The sequence below is a fragment of the Actinomycetospora sp. CA-053990 genome (assembly GCF_050948445.1).
Classification (GTDB): Bacteria; Actinomycetota; Actinomycetes; order Mycobacteriales; family Pseudonocardiaceae; genus Actinomycetospora; species Actinomycetospora callitridis.
Map to the genome: position 1 here is coordinate 558083 of NZ_CP192043.1, position 25974 is coordinate 584056.

General features: G+C 74.4%; 24 protein-coding genes. 10 read left to right on the forward strand and 14 right to left on the reverse strand.

Translation table 11 applies throughout. The annotated features are described in order from the left end of the window. Nucleotides 1-3 precede the first annotated feature (3 nt). Nucleotides 4-450: a hypothetical protein gene (locus ACQPYN_RS02875; RefSeq protein ID WP_433033189.1), complete on the forward strand. Its 447-nt coding sequence runs from the start codon at nt 4-6 to the stop codon at nt 448-450. Here the strand turns inward: ACQPYN_RS02875 and ACQPYN_RS02880 are convergent. Continuing rightward, nucleotides 435-725 (reverse strand): DUF1540 domain-containing protein, encoded by a 291-nt coding sequence (locus tag ACQPYN_RS02880; RefSeq protein ID WP_274197515.1) that lies wholly within the window; start codon nt 723-725, stop codon nt 435-437. The two genes, ACQPYN_RS02875 and ACQPYN_RS02880, sit on opposite strands and share 16 nt — an antisense overlap. 298 nt (nt 726-1023) lie before the next feature. On the opposite strand from ACQPYN_RS02880, the gene ACQPYN_RS02885 reads away from it, so the two are divergent. The 7 genes from ACQPYN_RS02885 (at nt 1024) to ACQPYN_RS02915 (ending at nt 8860) form a co-directional block, all read left to right on the forward strand. Beyond that, complete coding sequence (locus tag ACQPYN_RS02885; RefSeq protein WP_433033192.1) at nt 1024-3408, forward strand: xanthine dehydrogenase family protein molybdopterin-binding subunit; 2385 nt, start codon at nt 1024-1026, stop codon at nt 3406-3408. Then, entirely contained in the window at nt 3405-4346 is a 942-nt protein-coding gene (locus tag ACQPYN_RS02890) for a 5-oxoprolinase subunit B family protein (protein WP_433033195.1), read from the forward strand. Before ACQPYN_RS02885 ends, ACQPYN_RS02890 begins: the two co-directional genes overlap by 4 nt. Then, entirely contained in the window at nt 4343-5314 is a 972-nt protein-coding gene (locus ACQPYN_RS02895; protein ID WP_433033198.1) for a biotin-dependent carboxyltransferase family protein, read from the forward strand. Before ACQPYN_RS02890 ends, ACQPYN_RS02895 begins: the two co-directional genes overlap by 4 nt. 23 nt (nt 5315-5337) lie before the next feature. Further along, nucleotides 5338-5580 carry an acetyl-CoA carboxylase gene (locus ACQPYN_RS02900; RefSeq protein WP_274188474.1) on the forward strand — a complete coding sequence of 81 codons (243 nt, stop codon included), beginning with the start codon at nt 5338-5340 and terminating at the stop codon, nt 5578-5580. Further along, entirely contained in the window at nt 5577-6920 is a 1344-nt protein-coding gene (locus ACQPYN_RS02905) for an acetyl-CoA carboxylase biotin carboxylase subunit (protein WP_433033202.1), read from the forward strand. Before ACQPYN_RS02900 ends, ACQPYN_RS02905 begins: the two co-directional genes overlap by 4 nt. A gap of 156 nt (nt 6921-7076) precedes the next feature. Beyond that, nucleotides 7077-7865 carry an alpha/beta fold hydrolase gene (locus tag ACQPYN_RS02910; RefSeq protein WP_433033205.1) on the forward strand — a complete coding sequence of 263 codons (789 nt, stop codon included), beginning with the start codon at nt 7077-7079 and terminating at the stop codon, nt 7863-7865. Beyond that, a complete protein-coding gene (locus ACQPYN_RS02915; RefSeq protein ID WP_433033208.1) occupies nt 7862-8860 on the forward strand; it encodes an LLM class flavin-dependent oxidoreductase in 999 nt (332 codons plus the stop codon). The genes ACQPYN_RS02910 and ACQPYN_RS02915 overlap by 4 nt, the downstream gene beginning before the upstream one ends. On the opposite strand, the gene ACQPYN_RS02920 is transcribed toward ACQPYN_RS02915, so the two are convergent. The 11 genes from ACQPYN_RS02920 to ACQPYN_RS02970 all read right to left on the reverse strand — a co-directional run bounded on the left by ACQPYN_RS02920 (nt 8842) and on the right by ACQPYN_RS02970 (nt 19456). Further along, a complete protein-coding gene (locus ACQPYN_RS02920) occupies nt 8842-9606 on the reverse strand; it encodes a LamB/YcsF family protein (RefSeq protein ID WP_274197508.1) in 765 nt (254 codons plus the stop codon). The genes ACQPYN_RS02915 and ACQPYN_RS02920 overlap by 19 nt on opposite strands. Nucleotides 9607-9622: 16 nt before the next feature. Beyond that, a complete protein-coding gene (locus ACQPYN_RS02925; protein WP_433033211.1) occupies nt 9623-10459 on the reverse strand; it encodes an NAD(P)H-binding protein in 837 nt (278 codons plus the stop codon). Nucleotides 10460-10500: 41 nt separating this feature from the next. Continuing rightward, on the reverse strand, nt 10501-10824 hold the full coding sequence (locus ACQPYN_RS02930) for a winged helix-turn-helix transcriptional regulator (protein WP_433033214.1): 324 nt from the start codon (nt 10822-10824) through the stop codon (nt 10501-10503). After that, nucleotides 10821-12104 carry an aspartate aminotransferase family protein gene (locus ACQPYN_RS02935; RefSeq protein WP_433033217.1) on the reverse strand — a complete coding sequence of 428 codons (1284 nt, stop codon included), beginning with the start codon at nt 12102-12104 and terminating at the stop codon, nt 10821-10823. The genes ACQPYN_RS02930 and ACQPYN_RS02935 overlap by 4 nt, the downstream gene beginning before the upstream one ends. 49 nt (nt 12105-12153) lie before the next feature. Further along, the gene (locus ACQPYN_RS02940) at nt 12154-15339 is read right to left on the reverse strand and encodes a BTAD domain-containing putative transcriptional regulator (protein ID WP_433033220.1); all 3186 of its coding nucleotides are present in this window, start codon (nt 15337-15339) and stop codon (nt 12154-12156) included. Nucleotides 15340-15466: 127 nt separating this feature from the next. Then, on the reverse strand, nt 15467-15838 hold the full coding sequence (locus ACQPYN_RS02945) for a type II toxin-antitoxin system death-on-curing family toxin (RefSeq protein WP_433033223.1): 372 nt from the start codon (nt 15836-15838) through the stop codon (nt 15467-15469). Continuing rightward, the gene (locus ACQPYN_RS02950; RefSeq protein WP_433033226.1) at nt 15835-16035 is read right to left on the reverse strand and encodes a ribbon-helix-helix protein, CopG family; all 201 of its coding nucleotides are present in this window, start codon (nt 16033-16035) and stop codon (nt 15835-15837) included. Before ACQPYN_RS02950 ends, ACQPYN_RS02945 begins: the two co-directional genes overlap by 4 nt. Before the next feature lie 96 nt (nt 16036-16131). After that, a complete protein-coding gene (locus ACQPYN_RS02955) occupies nt 16132-16455 on the reverse strand; it encodes a DUF1636 family protein (RefSeq protein WP_274188468.1) in 324 nt (107 codons plus the stop codon). Nucleotides 16456-16459: 4 nt separating this feature from the next. Then, the gene (locus tag ACQPYN_RS02960) at nt 16460-17758 is read right to left on the reverse strand and encodes an amidohydrolase family protein (RefSeq protein ID WP_433033230.1); all 1299 of its coding nucleotides are present in this window, start codon (nt 17756-17758) and stop codon (nt 16460-16462) included. Nucleotides 17759-17793: 35 nt separating this feature from the next. Beyond that, complete coding sequence (locus ACQPYN_RS02965) at nt 17794-18558, reverse strand: alpha/beta fold hydrolase (RefSeq protein ID WP_433033233.1); 765 nt, start codon at nt 18556-18558, stop codon at nt 17794-17796. Between the two features lie 25 nt (nt 18559-18583). Next, nucleotides 18584-19456 (reverse strand): fumarylacetoacetate hydrolase family protein, encoded by an 873-nt coding sequence (locus ACQPYN_RS02970; RefSeq protein WP_433033235.1) that lies wholly within the window; start codon nt 19454-19456, stop codon nt 18584-18586. A gap of 159 nt (nt 19457-19615) precedes the next feature. Between ACQPYN_RS02970 and ACQPYN_RS02975 the strand changes: the two genes are divergently transcribed. Further along, a complete protein-coding gene (locus ACQPYN_RS02975; protein WP_433033238.1) occupies nt 19616-20317 on the forward strand; it encodes a FadR/GntR family transcriptional regulator in 702 nt (233 codons plus the stop codon). A gap of 18 nt (nt 20318-20335) precedes the next feature. Then, nucleotides 20336-21991 carry a phytoene desaturase family protein gene (locus ACQPYN_RS02980; RefSeq protein WP_433033241.1) on the forward strand — a complete coding sequence of 552 codons (1656 nt, stop codon included), beginning with the start codon at nt 20336-20338 and terminating at the stop codon, nt 21989-21991. Here ACQPYN_RS02980 and ACQPYN_RS02985 read toward each other — a convergent pair. Further along, entirely contained in the window at nt 21943-23382 is a 1440-nt protein-coding gene (locus ACQPYN_RS02985) for a lipase maturation factor family protein (RefSeq protein ID WP_433033244.1), read from the reverse strand. The two genes, ACQPYN_RS02980 and ACQPYN_RS02985, sit on opposite strands and share 49 nt — an antisense overlap. Nucleotides 23383-23519: 137 nt before the next feature. Next, nucleotides 23520-25856 (reverse strand): transketolase-like TK C-terminal-containing protein, encoded by a 2337-nt coding sequence (locus ACQPYN_RS02990; RefSeq protein WP_433033247.1) that lies wholly within the window; start codon nt 25854-25856, stop codon nt 23520-23522. Nucleotides 25857-25974: the final 118 nt, after the last annotated feature.

Genomic DNA, 25974 nt, shown 5'->3' on the forward strand with positions numbered 1-25974 from the left:
GCCGTGACGTTGCGTTTGCCCACGGGTGAGGTGACCGTGCTGCTCGGCGAGCAGATCGTGCGCCGCCGGCTCATGGACATGCTCGACGACTCGTCCGCGCGCGAGGAGACGGGGCAGCCGGCGACGGTGCACCGCGTCAGCGCGGGCGCGTCCGAGGGCGTCGCGACGCGCCGCCGGCGTCTCGAGGACGCCGGCGGCGCCGACGGGGCCGCGATCGTGCTCGTCGACCACATCACCGACGGCCTCGACGCCGCGGGGAGGCGTGCCGTGCTCGGCGCGCTCGCGACGGTGGCCGCGCGGGGTGCTGCGGTGCTGGTCGACGACGGTGACTGCGTGGCCGCCCTGGCGATGGCGGACGGCACGCTGCGCGCCGACCCCGTGCGGGGACTCGTCCTCGAGCCCGCGGGCGGGTCGGCCGCGCCGCTGGAGGAGCTCTACCGGGCCTCGTAGGTCAGGCAGTCGGCGACGTCCGAGCCCTGGCCGATCTCGACCGACGGCGCGGTGCACTCGAGCTTGTCGTTGAACTTGCACTCCGAGCGGTGGCAGGCGCCCACGACGCCGTTGCGGTCCAGGCCGCCGCGGAAGGAGATCTCGACGAACGTGCCGCACTTGGCGGTGTCGCCGGCGATGGTGATCGCGCCGGCGTGGCAGGTCTTGCTGTCGTTGTAGGAACAGGCGGTCACCGAACAGGCCTGGACCGTGGGCATGTCCTGGGTCGAAGTCATGACCATGATGGTGGCGTTCCCCCGGGGGCCGTCGCCACGCAGCGAAGGCTGCCCTGATCAGGCGAATGCCCCGTGCGGCACATGCCGACCTGGGGCGACGGAGACGACACCCGCGACAGACGGGCAATCCTGTGACGCACATCACGTTGCGTACTACCCGGACGGGCCTCGCGGACTGAGGGTGCGCTGTCCTCAGTCGGCCCCTTGATCGGTGATCGGACGCTGGGGACTTCCCAGGACGCATCGGGCGGGCCACGGTGGATCACTCCACCACCGCCCGTCGACGGGAGCACCGCCCGTGACCGACACCGCCCCGCCCGCCCAGCGCACCCCGCACGTCGGCCAGAGCCTCCCGCGTCGCGAGGACGCGGCACTGCTCACCGGCCGCGGCACCTGGACCGACGACATCGCCCCGCTCGGCGCGGTGCACCTCGCCCTGGTGCGCAGCCCCGTCGCGCACGCCCGCATCACCGCCGTCGACACGAGTGCGGCGCGGGAGCACCCGGGCGTCGTCGCCGTCCTCACCGGCAAGGATCTCGCCGACGACTTCGTGGCCGGCATCCCCACCGGGTGGCCGGTCACCGAGGACATCCTCGTGCCCGACCACCGGCCGCTGGCCCACGCCGAGGTCAACCACGTCGGGGACGCCGTGGCGGTCGTCGTCGCGGGCGACGCGGCGACGGCGCGGGACGCCGCCGAGCTGGTGGTCGTCGACTACGACGAGCTGCCCGCCGCGGTCGACCTGGAGGCTGCGCTCGCGCCCGGTGCCCCGCTCGTGCACGAGGAGCTCGGCACGAACCACTGCTACACCTGGCCGCTCGCCGTCGGGGACGTCGACGCGGCGTTCGCCGAGGCCGACGTGGTCGTCGAGGGCCGTTACGTGCAGCAGCGCGTGATCCCCTCGCCGATGGAGACCCGCGCGGTCGTCGTGACGCCCGACGCCGTCGGCGGCGGGTTCACCCTCCACACCTCGACGCAGGTGCCGCACTTCGTGCGCGACATCCTCGCCGCGATCTGCGGCATCTCCGACACCAAGCTGCGCGTCGTCGCCCCGGACGTCGGCGGCGGCTTCGGCGCGAAGCTCAACGTGTACGCCGAGGAGGCCCTGGCGCTGGTCCTGGCGCGGCGGCTCAAGCGGCCGGTCAAGTGGACCGAGACCCGCTCGGAGCACCACGTCGCGACCACCCACGGGCGCGGGCAGGTCCAGTACATGACGGTCGGCGCCACGCGCGACGGGAAGATTCTCGGCATGCGGATCCGCCTCGTCGCGGACATGGGCGCCTACCTGCAGCTGCTGACCCCGGGCATCGCCGTCTTCGGGGCGTTCACCTACTGCGGGCTCTACGACTTCGGGGCCTACGACTTCTCGTGCCAGGGCGTGTTCACCAACCTCACGCCCACCGACGCCTACCGGGGCGCCGGGCGCTCCGAGGCGGCGTACGCCCACGAGCGGATCCTCGACGACCTCGCCCGGGCCCTGGAGATGGACCCGGCCGAGCTGCGCCTGCGCAACCTCCACCCGCCGTTCTCCGAGCCCCGCACGGTGCCCTCGGGCGTCCAGTACGACTCCGGGGACTACGAGCCCTGCATGCGTCGCGCCCTCGAGCTCGTCGACTACGAGGGTCTGCGCGCCGAGCAGGCGCAGCGCCGGGCGGCCGGCGACACCGTCGAGCTCGGCATCGGGATCGGGAACTTCACCGAGTCCGGCGGCCTCTCGCCCTCGAAGGTCGCCGCCGGGGTCCGGCTGCAGAGCGGCGGCTGGGAGGCGGCGACGGTGCGGATGACCACCGCCGGACGCGCCGAGGTCGTCACGGGCACGAGCCCGCACGGGCAGGGCCACGAGACGGCCTGGGCCCAGATCACCGCCGACAGCCTCGGCATCGATCCCGCCGACGTCGAGGTGTTCCACGGCGACACGATGGTCGCGCCGTTCGGACGCGACACCTACGGGTCGCGCAGCCTCGCCGTCGGGGGCACCGCCGTGTTCGGGGCGGCCGAGAAGGTGGTGGCCAAGGCCCGGCTGATCGCCGCGCACCTGCTCGAGGCCGCCGAGTCGGACCTCCGGTTCGTCGACGGCACGTTCTCCGTGGCCGGCACCTCCGGGCCGTCGATCACCATCCAGGAGGTCGCAGGCGCGGCGTCGCTGGCCGCCGACCTTCCCGACGGCATGGAGCCCAACCTCACCGCCGACTACCACTTCGACCCGCCGAACTTCACCTGGCCGTTCGGCACGCACATCTGCGTCGTCGAGGTCGACACCGAGACCGGCATGACCACCGTGCGGCGCTTCGTCGCGGTCGACGACTGCGGGCGGATCGTCAACCCGCAGATCGTCGACGGGCAGCTGCACGGCGGGATCGCCCAGGGCATCGGGCAGGCGCTCTACGAGCACGCCACGTTCGACGAGGACGGCCAGCCGACGGCCGCGACGCTCGCCGACTACGCCGTGCCCGCCGCGAGCGACCTGCCCTCGTTCGAGCTGGACCAGACCGTGACCCTGTCACCCACCAACCCGCTGGGGGCCAAGGGGATCGGGGAGTCCGGGTCGATCGGCTCGTCGCCCGCCGTGGTGAACGCGGCGATCGACGCGCTCGCCGCCCGCGGCGTCACGCACCTCGACATGCCGCTGACCCCGCAGCGGGTCTGGCGCGCCCTCGACGGGGCCGCCAAGGTGACCACATGACCGCCACCCCTGACGCGGAGCGAAGCGGAGCCGGACCATCGGGGACGCCCGAGACGGAGACACGCTACGACCACGGCGGCGACGAGTTCGTCTACGTCGAGCTCTCCGCGGCGATGAGCCTGCCGGTGCACTTCCGGTCGCTGGCGATCACCCGGCGGCTGGCCGAGGAGGCGATCCCGGGCGTCGAGGAGATCGCGCCGTCGAACGCGTCGTACATGGTCCGCGTCGACCCGGACCGGCTGCACCCGCGTGACCTCGTCCGCGAGCTGCAGCGCATCGAGGGCGAGGTCGGCGAGCTCTCCGACGACCTCACCGTGGCGTCCCGGATCATCGACGTCCCGATCATGCTGAACGACCCGTGGACCCACGAGGTCCTCATGAAGTTCCGCGACCGCCACCAGGACCCGAACGGCACCGACCTCGACTACGGGGCCCGGATCAACGGCTACAGCTCGACCGAGGACTTCATCGACGCGCTCGCCGCGTCGCCGTACCTGGTGACGATGATGGGCTTCGTCCCCGGGTTGCCGTGGTGCTTCCAGCTGGTGCCGCGTGAGCGGCAGGTCGAGGTGCCCAAGTACGTCCGCCCGCGCACCGAGACCCCGGAGCGGGCGTTCGGGTTCGGCGGCGCGTTCGCGGTGATCTACCCGGTGAAGGGCGCGGGCGGCTACCAGCTCTTCGGCTCGGCGCCCGCGCCGATCTTCGACGGGGAGCAGCGGCTGCCGGACTTCGCGGAGAACGACTCGGTGGTGTTCTTCAAGCACGGCGACGTCATCAACTACCGGCGCGTCGACCGCGAGGAGTACGACGACGTCCGCGCGCAGGTCGACGCCGGGACGTGGCGGTACTCGTACAAGGAGCTCGAGTTCTCGCCGAGCCGGTTCCTCGCGGACCCGGACGGCACCAACGCCGCGATGAAGGAGGTGCTGTACGGGTGAGCATCATCGTGCGCGACCCCGGCCTCGAGACCACCGTCCAGGACACCGGGCGGCTCGGCTACTACAGCATCGGCTTCCCGCCCTCGGGCGCGCTCGACTCGTTCGCCTACCACGTCGGCAACGCCCTGGTCGGCAACGAGCCCGGCGCCGCGGGGCTGGAAGCGGTCTACCTCGGCCCGACGCTGGAGTTCACCGCCGACACCGTCATCGCGGTGACCGGGGCGGACATCCCGGCGTTCGTGGACAGCACCGAGATCCCGCTGTGGGAGTCCGTGGCGGTGACGGCCGGCTCGGTGCTGTCGTTCGGCCAGCTCCGTGGCGGGGCACGGCCCTACATCGCCGTCGCCGGCGGCATCGACGTGCCGCTCTACTACGGCAGCCGCTCGACCTACACGCTCGTCGGGATCGGCGGCTTCGAGGGACGCGCGCTGAGGGCCGGCGACGAGCTGGCGATCGGCTCCGACGCGCGGGATCCCCGTGCGGGCCGGCGCGTGGACGCCTCCGACGTGCCGGTGCACCCGTCGACCGCGGAGGTGCACCTGCTCGTCGGCCTGCACAGCTACCGGCTCACCGAGGACAGCCTCGCGCGGTTCACCGACACCGAGTGGAAGGTGACCCCGGACGCCAACCGGGTCGGCTACCGCTTCCGGGGTGCCGAGCTGGAGTTCGTGCCCCGCGAGCAGCCGTTCGGGGCCGGGAGCGACCCCGCCAACGTCACCGACTGCGGCTACCCGGTCGGCTCGGTGCAGGTGCCCGGCGGCGTCGAGCCGATCGTGCTGCTGCAGGACGCGGTCACCGGGGGCGGCTACGCGACGCTCGGCACCGTCGTGTCCGTCGACCGCGACCGGCTGGCCCAGACCAAGACCGGCGACAGGACGCGCTTCGTGCCCGTCGACCTCGACGGCGCGCTGCAGGTCCGCAAGGACCGCCTCGGCGCGCTCGACCGCATCCGTTCCGCGCTCGCCTGACCGATCCCCCAGGAGGCACGTCCGTGGGCAGCCACACCATCACGTCCCGCACGCCCGGCGTCTTCTACCACCGGCCCTCGCCGGACGCGGACCCCTACGTCACGGAGGGGGCGTCCGTCGCCGAGGGCGACACGGTGGGTCTCGTCGAGGTCATGAAGACCTTCCACGAGGTGAAGGCCGACGCCGCCGGGACCGTGTCGAAGTTCCTCGTCGAGAACGAGGACGAGGTGACCATCGGCCAGGACCTCGTCGAGCTGGAGACGTGAGCCTGCGGAGCGTCCTGGTCGCCAACCGCGGTGAGATCGCGCTGCGGGTCGTGCGGGCCTGCCGGGAGCTGGGCATCCGGTCGGTCGCCGTGTACTCCGACGCCGACGCGTCCGCCGCGCACGTCCGGCACGCCGACGACGCGGTGCACATCGGCAAGTCGTCGGCGTCGAAGAGCTACCTCAACGCCGACGCCGTGCTCGAGGCGGCGCGCTCGGCCGGGGTCGACGCGGTCCACCCCGGCTACGGCTTCCTCTCCGAGCGGCCGTCGTTCGCCGCGGCCGTCGAGGAGGCGGGGCTGACGTTCGTCGGTCCGCCGTCGTCGGTGATCGCGACGATGGGGGACAAGGCGGCGGCGCGGGCGGTCGCGCGCTCGGCGGACGTGCCCGTGGTGCCGGGCAGCGACGAGGTCTCCTCGGCCGACGACGCCGTCGCCGCGGCCGAGGAGGTCGGCTACCCGGTGCTCGTCAAGGCCTCGGCCGGCGGCGGGGGACGGGGTATCCGGCCGGCCGCGTCGGCCGACGAGCTGCGGACCGTGGTGGTCGAGGCCCAGCGCGAGGCGTCGTCGGCGTTCGGTTCCGGTGCCGTGTACCTCGAGCGCGCGCTGCAGGGGCCGAAGCACGTCGAGGTGCAGGTGCTCGCCGACACCCACGGCGGCGTCGTGCACTGCTTCGAGCGGGAGTGCTCGCTGCAGCGCCGTCGGCAGAAGATCCTGGAGGAGGCGCCGGCGCCGGGGCTCTCCTCCGAGCTGCGGTCGGCGTTGTGCGACGCGGCCGTGCGGTTGTCGGCCCAGGTCGGCTACGTCGGCGCGGGCACGGTGGAGTTCCTCGTCGAAGGCGAGGAGTTCTTCTTCATCGAGATGAACACGCGCATCCAGGTCGAGCACCCGATCACCGAGTGGATCACCGGGCTCGACCTCGTCGCCGAGCAGCTGCGCATCGCGGGCGGGGAGCCGCTGTCGGTGGCCCAGGACGACATCGTCCGCCGGGGCGCGGCCATCGAGTTCCGCGTCAACGCCGAGGACCCCGACCAGGACTTCCTGCCCTCGCCCGGCGAGGTGACCGGTCTCGAGCTGCCGGGCGGTCCCGGCGTCCGCGTCGACACGGCGCTCATGGCCGGTGACGTCGTCCCGCCGTTCTACGACTCGCTGGTCGCGAAGCTCGCGGTCTGGGCGCTGACGCGCGAGCAGGCCCTGGCCCGCGGGCGCCGCGCCCTCGCCGAGTACCGCGTCGAGGGCCTGCCGACCACCATCGGCCTGCACCGCCGCCTGCTCGACGAGCCGGCGGTCGTCGACGGCACCTACGACATCACGACGCTGGAGACGTGGTTGGCCGGCGGCTAGCACCGAACGCGCTGCTCGGCGGGCGGTGAGCAGCGAACGCGCTGTTCGCTGCTTCTACGCGCGCAAAGTCCCCGTTCGCGGTCGCTGCCCGGCGTGATCGGACGCCTACGCGCCGGTCGTTCCCGGGTGACCTGGATCACGTTAGCGTCGACGGGCATGGGGACCCCGGTCGACGTCATCGACGTCGGTACCGGCCCGCCCGTCGTCCTGCTGCACAGCTCGGTGAGCGGGAACCGGCAGTGGAAGGCGTTGATCGCCGACCTCCGGGACCGTCACCGTGTCCTCGCGATCAACCTGCTCGGTTACGGCGAGACCCCGCCGTGGTCCGGGGACCGCCCGCAGCGACTGACCGACCAGGCCGCGCTGGTCCACGCCGCGATCGACGGGATCGACGAGCCCGTGTCCCTCGTCGGCCACTCCTTCGGCGGCGCCGTGGCGATGCAGGCCACGCTCGAGCTCGGCGACCGCGTCCGCGCGCTCGTCCTCCTGGAACCCAACCCCTTCTCGCTGCTCGCGCGCGCCGGGCGCACGGAGGCGTTCGCCGAGGCCTGCGCCCTGCGGGACCACGTCCGGCGTCACGGCCGGACGGGCGAGTGGGACGTCGTCGCCGAACGGTTCGCCGACTACTGGCTGGGCGACGGCACGTGGGAGGCGATGCCCGACAAGCGCCGTGCCGCGTTCGTCGCCGCACTCGTCCCGAACCAGCACGAGTGGGACGCGGTCGCCGACCCGGACCTGGTGCTCGACGACCTGCCGCGCGAGGTCCCGACGCTCGTCGTCCACGATCCGGCCACGCGCCGCCCCATCCGGGAACTCGTCGAGGTCCTCCGCGAGGCGCGGCCCGACTGGTGCTTCCGCACCCTCGCCGAGGGAGGCCACATGGCCCCGCTGACCCGCCCCGACCTCGTCGACCCCCTCGTCGTGTCGTTCCTGGCGCAGTCGTGAGCGCGACGCGCGGGCTCGGGGTCGCACTGACGCCGATGGAGACCCGGCGCGAGGTGGTCATCCACCTCGCGGAGAGGGCCGAGCAGCTGGGCTACGACGCGTTCACCGTGGCCGAGGGGTGGGGCTGGGACGCGGGCGTCGTGCTCGCCGAGATCGCGGGCCGGACGGCACGCCTGCGCCTCGGGACGTCGGTGGTCAACATCTGGGGCCGGAGCGCCGCCACCCTGGCCATGATGGCCGCGAGCCTGGACGCCGCGAGCGACGGCCGGTTCACCCTGGGCCTCGGCGCGGGCAGCCCCGCGCTCGCCGAGGGCCTGCACGACGTCCCGTTCGACGACCCGATCGCCCACCTCGCGGCGGCGACGCAGCAGGTCCGCGGCCTCCTCGCGGGAGAGCGGCTCCGAGCGACCACGGGACAGAAGGGCATGCGTCTCGGCGTCCCACCCCGCCCCGGGGTGGCGATCCACCTCGCCGCGCTCGGACCGCGGTCGGTCCGGCTCGCCGGGGAGCTGGCCGACGGCTGGGACCCGTTCTTCCTCCCCGTGTCCGCCTTCGCGCAGGTCCGCGACGACCTCCGCGCCGCGGCCCGGGACGCCGGACGCGCCGATCTCCCCACCGCCTGCCCGGGCATCCCGACGGCGGTGTCCGACGATCCGGCGACCGCGCGGGAGGCGGCCTCCTGGTGGGTGGGCTTCTACCTCACGGCGATGGGACCCCTGTACCCGCGGACCCTGCGACGGCTCGGCTTCGGCGACGCGGTCGAGGAGGTCGTCGCGTCCAATCCCACCGGGCGCACCACCGTGGTCCCCGAGAGCGCGGAGGTCCTCCTCGACGAGCTCACCCTCACCGGCGACCCGGAGCGCGCCCGGGCCATGCTCGAGCGCTGGTACGCCGCCGGCGCCGAGCGCCCGGCGATCGTCCTGCCGCCCGGGCGCGACGTCGACGAGCTCGACGCCGTCCTCGAGGCGCTGCGGCCTCAGCCCCGCAGCAGCTGAGTCGCCGGCACGCGCTCGACGCCCAGGGAGTCGAAGCGCCGACGGAGGGCCTCGACGATCTCGACGGCGTTGGGACGGTCGCCGTGCAGGCAGATCGTGTCCACCTCGACGTCGAGGTGCTTGCCCGTCGTCGAGGTCACGTGCCCCTCGAGGAGGTCGACGGCCTGCTGGGCGACGGCGTCGGGGTCCTTCGCCTTGGGCTCGGGCTCGACGATGATGTGCCCCTCGTCGTTGTACTCGAGGTCGGCGAAGCCCTCCCGGGCCACGGTCGCGCCGAGCGAGCGGGCGAGGTCCGCCGTCGGCCCGGCCAGCCAGAAGATCATCAGGTTCGGGTCGAGTCGCAGCACCGCCTCCGTGATCGCGGTGGTGATCTCGGGGTCGGTCAGCGCCATGCCGTACAGCGCGCCGTGCGGCTTGACGTGCACGACCTCCGCGCCCTCGGCGCGAGCCGTCGCCTGCAGCGCACCGGTCTGGTAGAGCACGAGCTGGGCGGCCTCGTCCGGGCGCAGCGCCATGCGCCGGCGCCCGAAGCCCACGAGGTCGGGCAGCCCGGGGTGGGCGCCGATCGCGGTGTCCGTGGCGACGGCCGTGCGCACCGAGTCGCGCATCGTCACCGGATCGCTGGCGTGGTACCCGCAGGCGACGTTCACCGAGGTCACGTGGCCCATGAGCTCGGTGTCGTGACCGAGCTTCCAGCGCCCGAGGCTCTCCCCGGCGTCGGCGTTGAGGTCGACGCGTGTCTGCATGGGCCACAGTGTCCGCTCAGAACGCGCCGGCGTGAACCTCCGACCACTGACGGAACGTCCGCGCCGGCCGCCCGAGGACGCCGGGGACGGTGGTGGTCACCCGGCTGTCGTCGTACTCGCCGCCGCGGAAGAAGCGGAAGAAGGCGTCGACGTACTCGGCCGGCATCAGCGACCCGAGACGCGCCCGCGCCTCGTCGTCCGGCTCGGGCTCCAGGCGCAGGTCGCGCCCCAGGACGTCGCCGAGCACCGCGAGCCGATCGGCCGGGAGCGTCGCCTCGGGCCCGGTGAGCCGCAGGCTCCGGCCCTCGAGCCCCGGGTCGGTGAGCGCGCGGGCGGCGACGGCGCCGATGTCGGCCGGGTCGATGACGGCGACCGGGACGTCGGCGAAGGGCTCGCGGACGACGTCGGTGAGCGGTGACCACGCCAGCGCGTTCGACATGAACCCGCTCGGGCGCAGCACCGTCCACCCGAGGCCCGAGTCGCGCACGGCGGCCTCGGAGACGAGGTTGAACCGGGTCACCGCGTTGTCGACGTCGCCGCCGACCACGGCGTCCGTCGAGAGCAGCACGACCCGTCGCACCCCGGCCGCCCGCATGTCGGCGAGCAGGCCCGGGACGTCGGGGCGGCCGGCGGGCAGGAACACGGCGTCGACGCCGCGCCAGGCGTCGGCCACGGCGGCGCGATCACCGAGGTCCCCGGCCACCGGGACGGCTCCCGCGACGGGCGTGCCCCGGCGCGAGAGCGCCCGGACCTCGCCCGCGCCGGCGAGCGCACGCACCACCTCGCCGCCCACGTTGCCGGTCGCGCCGGCCACCAGGACGGTCGTCATCGGCTCCTCCTCGGTTCGGGTCACCGCACCGACGCTAGGCACGGCGAGGGAACCCCGAGGTGCCCTCAGACGAGGTCGTCGGCGTGCTCCTCGGCCCAGGCGGTCAGCGCCGTGAGCGGCCCGAGCAGCGACTCGCCGAGCCCGGTGAGCGCGTACTCCCCGCCGCGGACCCGGGGCCGTGCGACGAGCCCGGCGTCGGCGAGGCGGCGCAGGGTCTGGGTGAGCATCTTCTTGCTGATCCCGCCGGCCCGTTCGAGGAGGAACGTGTAGCGCCGCGGACCGTGCGCGAGGCCCACGAGGACGACCACCGACCAGGTGTCGGCGATCAGGTCGAGCGCCGCGCGCGCCGGACAGTCGGCGAGGAAGACGTCGGGGGCCGGCGCGGTCACGCGCCCGGCGCCGCGGGCACCGGGGCCTCGAGGGGCAGGGAGTCGAGCCCCCCGCGGATCGCCTCGGCGAGCAGGGCGATGTCCTCGTCGTTCGCGATGAGCGGCGGGGACACCGCGACGCCCTTGCCCAGCCCGCGCACGAGCACGCCGTTCTTCCGCGCGGCGCGCAGCAGCACGTTCGGGGCGTCGGGGACGCCGTCGAGCACGTCCTGCTCCAGCTCGACCGCGCCGAGGAAGCCGAAGCCGGCGCGCACCTCGTGGACGTACGGGTGCGACGTGAGCGGCGCGAGCGCCTCGAAGAGCGGTGTCTCCAGCTCGCTGCCGCGCGCGATGAGGTTCTCGCGCTCGTAGACGTCGAGGGTCGCGAGGCCCGCCGCGCAGCAGGTCGGGTGTCCCGAATAGGTGGGGCCGTGGCGCAGGGTGCGCTCGCCGGGGGTCGTCCACCACGGGGCGGCGACCTCGCCGGAGACGATCACGCCGCCGAGCGGCAGGTAGCCGCTGGTGACGCCCTTCGCGAAGGTGATCATGTCGGGCCGGACCCCGAAGCGCTCGATGCCGAACCAGGTGCCCAGCCGCCCGAAGCCGCAGATCACGGCGTCGATGACCAGCAGGACACCGTGACGGCGGCACAGCTCGGCGACGCCCTCGACGTAGCCGTCGGTGGGCAGGTGCACGCCGCCGGCGCCGGTGACGGGCTCGATCACGAACGCCGCGATCCGCTCCGGACCGACCTCGGCGAACACCTTCTCCACGCCGTCGAGGTCGTGCAGGGGCGCGACGGTGTTCTCGCCGGGGAGCACGCCCCAGCCGTCGCGGTTCGGCGGGATGCCGGTGATCGACGTCCCGAAGCCGTGCGTGCCGTGGTACCCGGTCTCGCGGGAGACGACGTGCACGCGCTGGTGATCGCCGCGCGCCTGCCAGTAGGCGCGGGCGAGCTTCACCGCCGTGTCGATGGCGTCCGCCCCGCCCGAGCCGAAGAACACCTTGGCGTCGTCGACGGGGGCCAGGTCGGCCAGCCGGTCGGCGAGCTCGAGCGCGGGGCGGTTGGCGATGTCGGCGAAGCACGAGTACGCCTCGAGCTTCGACATCTGCTTCGCGGCGGCGTCGACGATCTCCTGCCGTCCGTGGCCGACGTTGCAGTACCAGAGGCTCGCGCAGCCGTCGAGATAGGCGCGTCCCGCCTCGTCGTAGACGTACGCGCCCTCGGCGCGGTCGACGATGAACTCGTTCCCGTCGACGGCGGCCATGTCGGAGAACGGATGCCACAACCGGGTGCTCATGGTCCGGATTCTCCCGCCCACCACGCCCCGACGGCACCCCTGCGGGGGATTACGGACGGCTCGACCCCAGCCCCAGCGGCAGTGGCGCGCTCGGATCCGAGAGCGCGGCGAGGCACTGCCGGGCCGCCGCGGCCCATGGCGTCCACCCGGCGCGCTCGGCCAGGGCGAGGGCGGCGGTCCAGTCCCGGCGGGCGCTGTCGGGGTCGTCGAGGATTCGCGCCGTGAGCCCCGTCCAGAGCGTCGCGGGACCGAGCACGGCGCCGCCGAACCCGACCAGCACGGCGGCGTCCGGGTCGGCGGGGAGCACCGCGCGGACGTGGGCGGCGACCGCGGCGTCCCCGAGGCGGAAGGCGGCGGCCGCGGCCATCGCCGCCGCGGCGCGGGAGAACCACATCGCGGGGTTGGCGGCCCGGCGCCCGTACTCCGCGAGGTGCTCGCGCGCCCGGTCGTCGTGGCCCGCGCAGGCCTCGGCGTAGGCGGCCGCGGCGGACCAGGCCCCGGTGTTCAGCGCGCGCGTCGAGGCGTGGGCGGCGAGCGGGGCGAGCTCGGCGACGGTCCCCAACAGGAGGTGCTGGACGAGCAGGTGCGCGCCGGCGGCGAACGGCGCCGCGGGGAGCCCGAGCGCCTGGCCCCGCTCGGCGGCGCGGCTCGCCGCGGCGTCGGCGCCAGGATCGCCCTCGGCCAGCAGCATCGCGGCCCCGGTGACCTGGGCGGCCCAGATCGAGCGCGGGCGGAACCACCGCTCGGCGGCGGTCTCCAGCTCGACGCGCAGCTTGTGGGCCTGCTCGGTGTGCCCGTTCGCGAGCTCGGCGGTCATCAGCAGCTCGGTGCCCTCCAGGTACAGCGACGGGTCCCCGGTGGCCAGGGCGAGCCGGTGGGCGTCGACCGCGACGGCGAGCCGCTCGCGCACCGGGCGGGCGCCGTCGACGAGGTGGCGCGCCTCGAGCGCCCGGACGCGGGCCTGGGCCTCGGGGTCGTCGTCGGCGATCGCGTCCGCCAGCGCCCTCGCCTCGGCGACGAGGGTCGGCGCCCCGTCCCGGGCGGTCGCCGAGGCCTCCCGGACGGTCGCGACGAGCAGGTCGAGCCGCAGCCGCGGGGCCAGCGGCCGGTCGAGGAGGCGGTGCAGCCGCGCGTAGCGGCGGGGGTCGCCCTGCACCGAGAGTCCCAGCGGCTCGTCGCCGACCGCGACCAGCACGGCGAGCTCGTCGTCGCCGGCGTCCAGGGCCGCGTCGAGGGCCTGGTCGAGGTCTTCTTCCAGCATGGCGTCCCGGGCCTCGCCGCTCCCGCGCACCGCGGAGTGGCACAGGGCGCGGTGGGCGAGCAGGCGCGCGCGGGCCCGGTCGGTGGCCGCCGGGAGCGCGGCCTCGAACAGGGCGATCGCCTCGGGGATCGCCCGCCGGCGGTAGGACTCGACGCCGGCCTCCACCTGGGCGGCGGCGAGGCGGGACGGGGAGAGCAGCGTCGCGGCCCCCTCGCCGTGGCGCAGCACGGTGAACGCGTCCGCGTCGTCGTCGAGCCCCTCGAGCCGCGCGAGGTGCAGGTGCGCCGCGCGGACCGGTGGCACGCCGGCCCGCAGGCCGTCGGCGTCGAGGTCGTGGCGCAGCACGTAGCGGTCGCCCTCGCCGGTGGCCAGCCCCGCCCGCACCGCGACCTCGAGGTCGTCGGCGACGTCGAGCGGCCGACGTCCGAGGACGGCGGCCAGGCCGGTGAGGTCGACCGGGCGCAGGACCGCGAGCGCCTCGACCGCCCGCCGCGTCGCGGTCGGGAGCTGGGCGGCCTGGTGGTCGATGACGGCCCGCACCTGGTCGGGGACCCGGTCGACCGCCTCCCGGGCCTCCTCCCGTCCGCCGCAGCGCCCGAGGAGGTCGAGCAGCGCCGTCACGTGGAGGGCGAGGCCCCCGGAGCGGCGGGTCACCGCGTGCGCGAGGTCGTCGTCCGGCTCGAGCGCGGCGAGGCGCCGCCGGACGAGCACGGCCACCGCGTCCGGGGTGAGCGGCCCGACGGCGACGGTGGTGACGGTGTCGTGGCCGTCCAGCTCGGCCCGCGCGCGGTCCCAGTGCGGGTGCGGAGCGGTGTCGGGTGCCCGCGCCGCGACCACGACGACCACCCCGGCGGGCAGGCCCCGACGGGCGAGGGCGCGCAGGACGTCGAGCGAGGCGGTGTCGGCGCGGTGCGCGTCGTCGAGGGCCAGGAGCACGGGTGCGTCCCCGGCACGGCGACCGAGCTGCGCGTGGACCCAGGGCCCGAGGTCGCGGTCCGGGATCGGCCCCCGGATCTCCAGGTCGTCGATCACCTCGTGCCACGCGGCGGCGGGGGCGTCGTTCTCCCCCCACGCCGAGCTCGCCGTCCGCGCCCCCCGCGCCCTGGCGGCGTGGACCACGGCGCGGAGCACGGCGGACTTCCCTGCGCCCGCCCGGCCGTGCAGGACGAACAGGCGGCCCTCGCCGGTCAGGGCGTCGAGGATCGTGCCCGCGAGGGCCTCCCGACCGACCAGCTCCGGAGCGGTCGTGCGCTCCCCGCCGGCCCGGGGCGGGGTGAGCGAGCCGTAGAGCGACCGCAGCTCGGGCCCGGGCTCGACGTCGAGCTCGTCCCGGAGCCTGCGGCGGACCTCGAGGTAGGTCTCGACGGCGTCGCGGTGCCGGCCGCCGTCGCGCAGGGCCCGCACGAGCAGCGCCGACAGCTCCTCGTCGAGGCGGTCCTCGCCGGCGAGGAGGTCGACGACGTCGCCGTACCGACGCTCGTCGAGCAGCAGCGCGGCGTGGCGGACGGTGAGGGCGCGCCGGCGCTCCTCGGCGCTGCGCCGGGCCTCGGTGAGGCGGGCGGAGTCGAGCCCGAGGAACGGCGTGCCCCGCCACGCGGCGCGGGCGTCCTCATGGGCGGCGAGGTCGCCGCCGCGCAGGGCGGCGTCGGCGAGACGGCCGAACGCCAGGACGTCGACGGCGTCGCGCCCGACGTGCAGGGTGTACAGCCCGCCGCCCGCGGTGATCCACGGCTCGGCGCGGTCGCCCAGCCACGCGCGGAGGCGTGTCAGCGCGACCTGGAGGGTGGCGCGGGGGTTCTTCGGCAGCTCCTCGCCCCACGCCTCGTCGATGAGCGTGTCGCCGTCGACGGCCTCGCCCGCGTGGAGGGCGAGGAGCGCCAGGAGGGTCGCGAGGGTGCGGCTGCGGTGCGGCTCCGGCACCCCGTCGCGCACCACGGCCACGCCGCCGAACAGGCGGAGGCCGACAGACGCCATCCATCCCCCCGGACGTCACGTCACGTGATCACCTCGCGGAAGGGTACGTCCTCCGAGGTCACCCGACGTGCCGCCGTGTGGACGAACCGTTCGCCCGGGCAGAGGAGGTATCGAGCGCCCCTGGGGCTCAGAGGAGGGACTCGATCCTCGTGGCGATCTCGCCGAGGTCGTCGAGATCGCCGCCGGCGACGTCCATGACGAGCTGGAACACCGCGTCCTGGTCCGGTCGCGGTGGTCGATCATTGAGTACCAGGAAGACCGCGGTCGCGGCCCACGCGAGCCGCTTGTTCCCGTCCACGAGCGCGTGGTTCGCGCAGAGACTGTGCAGCAGCGCGGCGGCCTTCAGGGCGATCCTCGGGTAGGCGTCCTCGCCCATCACCGTCGTCGCGGGTCGAGACAGGGCGGCCTCCAGCAGCCCGAAGTCCCAAACCCGAGGTTCCTCGCCGAGCGCGCTCTCGAGAAAGCGCAGGACGTCCTCGATCGTCAGGTACCGGGTCACGCTCGACCGAGGCGGTCGAGTGCCTCTCGGAAGTTCGTCGTCACCCAGGCGGCGGCCCGGTCGACGTCGTCATCACGGTCGTGCCGCTCGACGTACTCCCGCACCGCTGTCCTGGCGATGTCCTGCATCGACCGCTGTTCCGTTTCGGCACGACGGCGCAGGGCCTCGGCCTCGTCGTCGCTCAGGCGCAGGGTCATAGCCACATCACCATGATACCGTCTCTGGTATCACCCCGCGACACCTCGCGTGCCGCCCGAGGAAAGCTTCGGAAACCGAAGTATTACCCGAACCGGTCACCTCTTCGGGCTGACGGCGGTGACGCGCGCGGCGAGTCCAGCGGGCACCTCCCAGTCGCCCGGGGCGCCGGAGGGACTCGCGTCGTACCGCCGCGCCGCGTCGAGGAGGTCCTCGGCGTCGTCGACCCCGATGCGGGAGAAACGGACCCGGGGCTTGCCCGGCCCGTCGACGGCGACGTTGCCGGCGTTCGGGCACCCGCCGAGGCAGGGCACGTGACGGACACGGACCTCCGCCCCGGCGAGCGCCCCGTCGAGGGCGGCGCCGAACGACCCGCTGTCCACGTCGTAGCGCGGACACGTGCGGCAGATGAGCAGCGGCACGGGCTCAGGGCCGGGCTTCGACGACCTGGCGCGTGGCGTCCGTGACCGGACCGGCCGGCCCGTCGAGCCCGCTGCGCGGCGCGATGCCGCTGTCCTCCTTGTGGAAGCGCCCGTCCTTCATGATCGCGTGCAGCTTGTCGTGGTCCTGCAGGACCGTGATGTCCTCCAGCGGGTCGCCGTCGACGAGGAGGAGGTCGGCGAGGTAGCCGGGCTGGACCTGGCCGAGCTCGTCGGGGCGCAGCATGATCTCGCCGCCGAGCTTGGTGGCCGAGAGGATCGCCTCCATCGGCGTGAAGCCGAGTCGCTCGACGAAGTGCTCGAGATCGCGGGCGTAGGTGCCGTGCGGGGTCCAGGCGAAGCCGTAGTCGCCGCCGGGGAGCAGCTTGATGCCGCGCCGGTGCATCTCGCGCAGCCCGTCGGTGGCGACCTCGAGCTCCTTCTTGTAGCCCACCGCCTCGGCCGCCTCCTGCGGGAACCCGAACGCCTCGGCCTCGTAGAGCGTGGCGATCAACCAGTTGATGCCGGGCGCGACGAACACCCAGTCCTTGTTCGCCTCGAGCATGTCCATGCCCTCGGCGTCGGTGAACGAGGCGTGATAGATGATGTCGACCTTGTTCCGCAGGCACATCTTCACGCTCTCGGCGGAGCGGGCGTGGGCGCAGACGCGCTTGCCGCGCCGGTGGGCCTCGGTGACCGCGGCGGCGACCTCCTCGTCGGAGAAGTACGTGTCCTCCGCGCGCTGGGTGCCGGTGATCTCCTCGCCGGTCATCGACAGCTTGATCTGGTCGACGCCGAGGTCGATCAGCTGGCGCACCGCGAGCCGCATGCCCTCCGGCCCGTCGGCGAACTTCGTGATCGACTTGATGAGCGCGCCGCCCGTCACCGCGATCTCCGGGCCGTTGGCGAGGTAGCGCGGGCCGGGGATGCGGCCGGCGTTGATCGCGTCGCGGCAGACGACGTCGAGGCGCTCCTTGGCCGACGCGGCGCCGAGGCACATCGTGTAGCCGGAGTCGATGTACTTCTTCGCCGACTCCATCGAGAAGAGCAGGTGCTCCTCGACCGGCATCCCGCCGAGGCCGTCGAGGTCCGCGGAGTTGTTCCAGCTGAAGTGGGTGTGCGCGTCGCACAGCCCGGACATCAGGGTGCGCCCCCGGCCCTCGACGACCTGCGCGTGCAGGGCGCGGGCCTCCTCGACGGTGCCGACGGCCGCGATCCGGTCGTCCTCGACGAGCACGTCACCGGGGTAGGGGTCGGCGCCCGTGGAATCGAGGATCGAGACGTTGCGGAACAGGACCTTGCTCATGACGGGCTCCTCGTCGTCGAGGGATCGAGTGGTGGTCAGAAGAACTTGAGGAGGTGCTCGGTGACCTCGTGCGGCTTCTCGAGCGCGGTCCAGTGGCCGCAGTCGTCGAAGATCTCGAGGACGGCGGAGCCGTGGGCGTCGGCGAGCGCGTGCGAGACCGCCGGGGCCCCGACGCCGTCGCCGGCGCCGGTGAGCAGCAGCAGGGGCAGGGCCGGGTCGACCGGTCCGGGGTCGTTCGCACCGGCGAGGGCCTCGCACGCCCGGGCGTAGCCCTCCGGGTCCTGGCGCAGCACCAGCTCGCGGACGCACGCCGCGGTGGCGGGGTGGTCGCGACGGGTGGCCTCGGCGGTCGCGTTCGTCATCACCGCGTCGGCGACGTTCGCCATGCCCTCGGCGCGGACCTTCGCCGCGCGGTCGTGCTGGCCCTGCTGGCCCGCCTCGGGCAGCGGCGCGGGCACGGCGCCGAGGAGCGCGAGGTGGCTGACGAGCTCCGGCCTGCGCGCCGCGAGGCTGCGCACGGTGATCGTCCCCATCGAGTGCCCGACGACCCGCGCCGGCCCGGCGTCGAGGGTCTCGATCAGCGCGGCGAGGTCGTTGGCGAAGCCCTCGATCGACACCGCGCCCGCGACGGGCGAGCGCCCGGAGCCCTCCATGTCGGGCCGGACCACGGTGAAGCGCTCGGCGAGCGCGGCGACCTGGGGCTGGTAGAAGTTCGACGTCCCGCCGAGGCCGTGCACCAGCACGACGGGCGGACCGTCCCCGGTGACCTCGACAGCGAGCTCCTTGCCGTTGACCTGCACGCGTTCGTCCTCCTCGAGGGGTCGTTCAGCGGATGGTGTTGCGGAGGGTGCCGAGGCCCGTGATCGCGCACTCGACGACGTCACCGGGCTGCAGGAAGCGGGGCGGGTCGAACCCGATCCCGACGCCGGCGGGGGTCCCGGTGGCGATGACGTCGCCGGGCAGCAGCGTCATCCCGGCGGAGAGCACGCGGATGAGCTCGGGGACGTCGAAGATCAGGTCGGCGACCGGTGCCTTCTGCCGGGGCTCGCCGTTGACCGTGCAGGAGACCTCCAGCGCGGCCAGGTCGCCGATCTCGTCGGCGCTGACCGCCCACGGCCCCATCGGCGCGTGGGTGTCGAGCGACTTGCCCAGCAGCCACTGCTTGTGGTCACGCTGCACGTCGCGGGCGGTGACGTCGTCGACGATCGTGTAGCCCCAGACGTGCTGCATCGCCTGCTCGCGAGTGATGCCCCGCCCGCCGCGGCCGATGATGACGGCGAGCTCGGCCTCGTAGTCGAGCTCGCTCGTGACGTCCGGGTGGGACTCGACGTCGTCGTACGGCCCGGTGACCGAGGTGGTCGCCTTGGAGAAGACGATCGGCTTGTCGGGCAGGTCCTCCGAGCGCTGCGGGGTGTCGTAGCCGGAGCGGCCGAACTCGGCGACGTGCTCGCGGTAATTCTTGCCCACCGCGAACAGGTCGCGGCGCGGCTCCGGGATCGGTGCGCGCAGGCGGGCCCCGTCGACGACGGGCAGCTCCCCGGCGTCGGCGATCGCGGGGCCGAGCCGCTCCCAGTCGGTGATGATCGCGAGCATCGACCGGTCGCCGACGACGCCGGCCAGGTCGCGGATGGTCGTCCCGTCGTCGTCGACCCGCCCCACGCCCTCGCGGTCGGCGGTACGGAAGGTCACCAGCTTCACGGATCACACTCCGGGGCATTTCGACAACCAATGCGGACCAATCGCGGCGTGTGGTCGGCCACCTCGCCGGTCCTCCGACCGTACGACGCGGCCTACCGCCTGCCAAGAGGGCCGATGCCGTAGCATTGGTCCTGTATTGGTCGGCATGAAGGGGGAGTCGTGGCCGCACCGCAGGAGGGCGTCGGGAGCGCACCCGTCGTCACCCGCCTCCGGGCGCTGCTCGACGAGGCCGTCGCCGCCGGCGTGCTCAGTACGGGGTCGAAGATCCCGACGGAGCGCGCGCTGTCGACCACGTTGCAGGCGTCGCGGGCCGCCGTCCGCGCCGCGCTGGGCGAGCTCGAGCGCGACGGGCGGATCACCCGTCACGTCGGGCGCGGCACGTTCCTCACCGAGCTCGAGGCCGAGCCCGGCCTGCCCCCGGCCGCCCGCGGGCCGCTCCAGACGAGTCCCGCCGAGATCATGGCGACACGCCTCGTCCTCGAGCCCGAGATCGCCGCCCTGGCCGCCCGCCATGCGACCCCGGCCGATCTCGAGCACATCGAGCACTGCCTGCGGCGCGGCAACGCCACCGCGACCTACGAGGAGTTCGAGGCCTGGGACTCCGCGCTGCACCGCGCCGTCGCGGCGGCGGCGCACAACGGCCTGCTGCTGCGGCTGTTCGACACGATGAACGCCGCCCGCGACCTCCCGGTGTGGGGCAGCATCAAGCGGCGCTCGGCCTCGCCGGAACGGCGGCGCGGCTACGAGCAGTGCCACGCCGAGATCGTCACCGCGCTCGCCGAGCGCGACGCGGACGCCGCGCGCGAGCACATGCGCCGCCATCTCGTCGACGTCCGTACCAACCTGCTCGGTCCGCACTGAAACGGGCATCCTCGGCGGATGCCCGCCGAGAACCTGGTCGTCAGCGACACCGAGACCGTCGACGCCGTCGTCGTCGGCGCCGGCCACAACGGCCTGGTGGCGGCGAACATGCTCGCCGACCGGGGCTGGTCGGTGCGCGTGCTGGAGGCCTCGGACGGGCCGGGCGGGGCGGTGCGCACCGAGGAGATCACCGCGCCGGGGTTCCGCAGCGACCTCGGCAGCGCGTTCTACCCGATGGGCGTCGTCTCGCCCGCCTTCCGCGCGCTCGACCTCGAGGGACACGGCCTGGAGTGGCGCCACGCGCCCGCACCGCTGGCGCACGTCCTGCCCGACGACCGGGGCGTGCTGCTCTCGCGCGACGTCGACGTCACCGCGGCGTCGCTGGACCGGTTCGCCCCCGGTGACGGCGACGCCTGGCGACGGCTCGCCGACGAGTGGCAGCGGCTGCGCGACCCGCTGCTCGCCGCGTTCCTCGGCCCGTTCCCGCCGGTGCGCGACGCCGCCCGCGTGCTGCGGACGCTCGGCGGCCCCGACGCGCTCCGCCTCGCCCGCCGGATGCTGCTGCCCGCGACGCGGTTCGGTGAGGAGGAGTTCGCGGGGGAGGGCGCGCGGGTCCTCGTCGCCGGCAACGCCCTGCACACCGACCTCGGGGTGAACCAGACCGCGAGCACCGCGTTCGGCTGGCTGCTCGCGATGCTCGCGCAGGACGTCGGCTTCCCGGTGCCCGCGGGCGGCGCACGGGGGATCACGGACGCGCTGGTCGGGCGGCTGGCGCTCCGGGGCGGGACCGTGGAGTGCCACCGTCCGGTGACGCGGGTGCTCGTCGAGGGCGGGCGGGCCGTGGGGGTCGTGGACGTGACCGGCGGGCTGGTGCGGGCGCGGCGCGCGGTGCTCGCCGACGTCCCCGCGCCGGTGCTGTTCGGCGACCTCGTGGGGACCGAGCACCTGCCGGCGCGGATGGTCGACGACCTCGCCCGGTTCCAGTACGACGACGCGATCCTCAAGGTCGACTGGGCGCTGTCGTCCCCGATCCCGTGGACCGCGCCGGAGCCCCGCGAGGCTGGCACGGTGCACCTCGGTGGGGACGTCGCGGGGCTCGTCGACTTCGGCGCCGACCTGGCCGCCGGCCGCATGCCGCGCGAGCCCTTCATGCTGCTCGGGCAGATGACGCTCGCCGACCCGCTGCGTTCGCCGCCCGGCACGGAGTCGGTCTGGGCGTACACGCACCTGCCGCACCGCCGGGCGCACATGCAAGAGGAGCTCGCCGAGCAGGTCGCGCGCATGGTCGCGGGCATCGAGCGCCACGCGCCGGGCTTCGGCGAGCGCGTCGTCGCGCGGGCCGTGTCCGGGCCCGGCGACCTCGAGGCCCGCAACCCGTCCCTGGTGCGCGGGGCGCTCATGGCCGGCACCGCCCAGCTGCACCAGATGCTCGTGTTCCGCCCGACGCCCGGGCTCGGGCGCCCCGACACTCCCGTGGAGCGCCTCTTCCTCGCCGGCGCGACGGCCCACCCGGCGGGCGCGGTGCACGGGACGCCGGGGGCCAACGCGGCGCGGGCGGCGCTGGCGCGCGGTGGGCGACTCGGCGCGCTCTACGGCGCCGGGATCCGCGCGGGGCAGCGGCTGGTCTACGGGGCGGACGTCCGTGAGGTCGGCCGCGAGCGCGCGGGCAGGTAGTCCCCGATCAGCTCGCGGTGCCACCACGCCCCGGTCTCGCGGCGCTCCGCGCGGGTCGTGAAGCGGTAGCGGAAGAGACGGGCGCGCACCCAGGCCGGCCGCTCGCCGTCGAACGGGTCGTGGCGCAGCAGCCGCAGGGTCGGGGCGTCGGCCTCGAGCAGGCGGTCGAGCAGGGTCGGGAGCCAGCTGCGCGCCATCCGCGGCGCGAGCGGGGCGAACCACATCAGCCAGTCCAGCCGGCGGTGGTACGGCGCGAGCTGCGGCGGGCGCCGGTAGGGGTCGCCGGGCTTGGCGCGGAACCCGTACTCGCGCCAGTCCGCGTCGTCACCCCCGTCCGGGTCGTCGGTGCCCTCCAGCACCACCTCCTCGCGCTCGCGGGTCACCGAGCCGAAGGCGCCGTAGCTGTTGCCCAGGTGCACCGGGGTGATGCCGGCGTTCATCAGCTGGCGGCCGCTGGCCATGTTCAGCACCGGCCACACCGACAGCGCGAGCATCAGGACCGTCACGGCGATCACCACGACGGCGAACCACGTCGGCATCGCGCCCGGCGTGGGGAGCGGGAGAAGCCACCCGAGCCGGGCGTCGTCGATCGCGGCGAAGGCCAGTGTGATCGTCAGGAGGTTCAGCCACGCGAAGTTGCCGCTGCTGACGAGCCAGCCCTGGGTGACGATCACGACGACGGCGGCGATCGACGCCACCGGCTGGGGGAGGAAGAGCAGGAACGGCACGACGAGCTGGGTGACGTGGTTGGCGAGCACCTCCGCGCGGTGCAGCGGGCGCGGCAGGTGGTGGAAGAACCGGCTCGTCGGGCCCGGGAGCGGCTGGGTCTCGTGGTGGTACTCGAGGCAGGTGAGGTCGCGCCAGCAACGGTCGCCGCGCAGTTTGATCAAGCCGGCGCCGAACTCGACGCGGAACAGCAGCCAGACGAGCAGCCAGAGGATCGGGGCGGGCGGGGCGACGTCCGCGGGGCCGAGGAACGTCACGAGGAACCCGGCCTCGAGCAGCAGCGACTCCCAGCCGAAGCCGTACCAGACCTGGCCGACGTTGACGATCGACAGGTAGAGCACCCAGAGCACGGCCCACAGCACGATGCCGGCGCCGAGCGGGAGGAGGTCGGTGGCCCCTGCGAGCGCGGCGACGGCGAGGACGAGGCCGAGGGCGGCGACGGCCCGGAAGATCGTGTCCGAGTAGCGCAGGTGGAACAGGCTCGGGTGGCGACGGAAGGTCGTGCGCGCGAGGAAGCGCGGGATCGGGGTGAGGCCCCGCTCGCCGATCAGCGGGCGGAACTGAGCGAGCGCGACGGTGAACGCGATGACGTAGACGAGCGCGACGAGGTGCTGGACCACCCAGCGGGCGGTCGTGTAGTCGGGCGCGGCGAGCCAGTCGGGCACGGGGCCTCCCCTCGGGTGCGAGGTCCGAGGGCTACCCGCCGCGGCGTCCGGTCGATGCGCGCCGCCTCAGGCGCTCATGATCGACGCGGCTTTCCTGGCGTTGAGTGCCAGCGTGGACGCAGGGCTTGCACACGGGGTCAGGCGAGCGCCGCCGCCACGATCGCGTCCGTGTCGAGGTGGTGGTGCGCCCAGGCGTCGGCGAGGCCGGAGGAGCGGCCGAAGTCGGTGACGCCGAGGTGCGACGCGCGGACCCCGTGCACCGACGCCAGGAACGCCAGGGTGTGGGGGTGGCCGTCGAGGACGGTGACCAGGCGCGCCGCGCGGTCGGCGGGGAACGCGGCGTCGAGGATCCAGGTCGGTGCCTCGGCGTGGGCGCCCGTCGCCGCGTCGCGGGCCCGCAGCGCGCGGAAGAGCCGGTCGGGGCTCGTGACCACGACGACGTCGGTCGGCCGGCCCTGCTCCTCGAGGCGCTCCGCCGCGGCGAGGGCCTGGCCCACCAGCGCGCCCATCACCGCGATCGTGACCGTCGGGGTCCCGGCGGCCCGGCGCAGCACGTAGGCGCCCGCGGTGACCTGCCGGCGGCGCTGGGCGCGGGCCGCCGGGTCGCTCGGGACGGCGGCGAGGCTCTGGTCGACGGGCACGGTCGACAGGCGCAGGTAGGTCGACGAGCCGCCCGCGCGCCCGAGGCGTCCGAGCCCGTCGAGCAGGCACCAGCCGACCTCGACGCCGAACGCGGGCTCGAACGCGACGCAGCCGGGCTGCTCGAGCCCGATCGAGGGCGTGGTGATCGACTGGTGCGCGCCGCCCTCCGGCGCCAGCGACACCCCCGACGGCGTGCCGACCAGGATCGACTGCCCGCCCGCGTACATCCCGAACGCCCAGGGCTCGAGGGCGCGGGCCACGAACGGGTCGTAGAGCACGCCGATCGGCAGCAGCGGCTCGCCCCACCGCGACCACGTCGCGCCGAGCTCGCCGAGCAGGCCGACGAGGTTGGTCTCGGCGATCCCGAGCTCGATGTGCTGTCCGCTCGGCAGCTCGTGCCAGTGCAGGATCGTCTCGGCGTCGTCGGCGAACCAGTCGCGGCGCTCGTGGGCCGACCACGAGCCGACCTTGTTCAGCCAGCCGCCCAGATTGGTCGACGACGTGACGTCGGGGCTGACCGTCACCACCCGGCGGGCGGCCTCGGGCGCGGAGCGGGTGAGGTCGAGCAGCGCGCGCCCCAGCGCCTGCTGGGTGTGGCCGGTGCCGGTGGGCGTCCGGTCGAGGTCCTCGGGGACCACCGGCGCCGCCGCCGGGGTCGCGGGCGACCGGCGCAGTCGGGTGGCGGTCGCGGCGCAGAGATCGGCGGCCGGCCCGGCGGGCAGGGGCGCCCACGGGTCGTCGAGGTCGGTGCCCAGCCCCGTCGCCAAGGCCCGCATCTGGGTCTCGGTGAGCAGCGACGAGTGGTTCTGCGGGTGGCCCTGCGTCGCGAGCCCGTAGCCCTTCACCGTGTACGCGAAGATCACCGTCGGGCGGGTGTCGTCGATGGCGTCGTAGGCGTCGGCGAGCGCGCCGAGGTCGTGGCCGCCGAGGTTGCGGATCGCGGCGTGCACCGCGCCGTCGGTGACCTCCTTGAGCAGCGCGGCGATCGCCTCGCCCTCGGGTCCGTCGCCGGGAAGGCGTTCGCGCAGCTGGAGCGGGGTGCAGCGCAGCAGCCGCTGGTACTCGGGGTTGGTCATCTCGTCGATCCGCCGGCGCAGGGCGTCGCCACCCGGCCGGGCGTAGAGCTCGGCGAGCAGCCGCCCGTACTTGACGCTGATGACCTGCCACCCCGCGGCGCTGAACAGCGCGTGCAGCCGGGTGGCGGAGATGTCGGGGACGACGCGGTCGAGGCTCTGCCGGTTGAAGTCGACGATCCAGCAGACCTCGCCGAGCTCGCGCACCATCGGGTCGAGCACGGCCTCCCAGACCGCGCCCTCGTCGAGCTCCGCGTCGCCGACCAGCGAGAACTGTCGCCCCGTCCCGGCGCGCTGCCCCAGCCCCTCGGCATAGCGGCGCGCGATCGTCCCCCAGATCGGGGCGGTCGCGCCGATGCCGACCGAGCCGGTCGAGTAGTCGACGGGGTCGGGGTCCTTCGACCGCGACGGGTAGGACTGCAGCCCGCCGGCCTCGCGCAGCGTCGTCAGGTACGACGCGTCGAGCTCGCCGAGCAGGTGGTTGATCGCGTGCAGCACCGGCGAGGCGTGCGGCTTGACCGAGACGCGGTCCTCGGGGCGCAGCGCGTGGAACCACAGCGCCGTCATGATCGAGACGATCGAGGCCGACGACGCCTGGTGGCCGCCGACCTTCAGCCCGCCCGGGTTGGGGCGCACCCGGTTGGCGTGGTCGACGATCGCCGTCGAGAGCCACAGCACGCGGTCCTCCACCGCCTGCAGCGCCTCGCGCTCCGGCTCCTGGCCGGTGAGCGGTGCGGGGGCGGGACGCGTGGATGTCATCGGTGGCCTCCGGGTCTCACATTGACGCCCGAAGCGTTCGTCATGGCGGTGTCGTGCGCAAGCGGTGCGGACGCCGCTGAGCACTATGGTCGCGCCAACGGTCCCGGCGGCGGTGGGG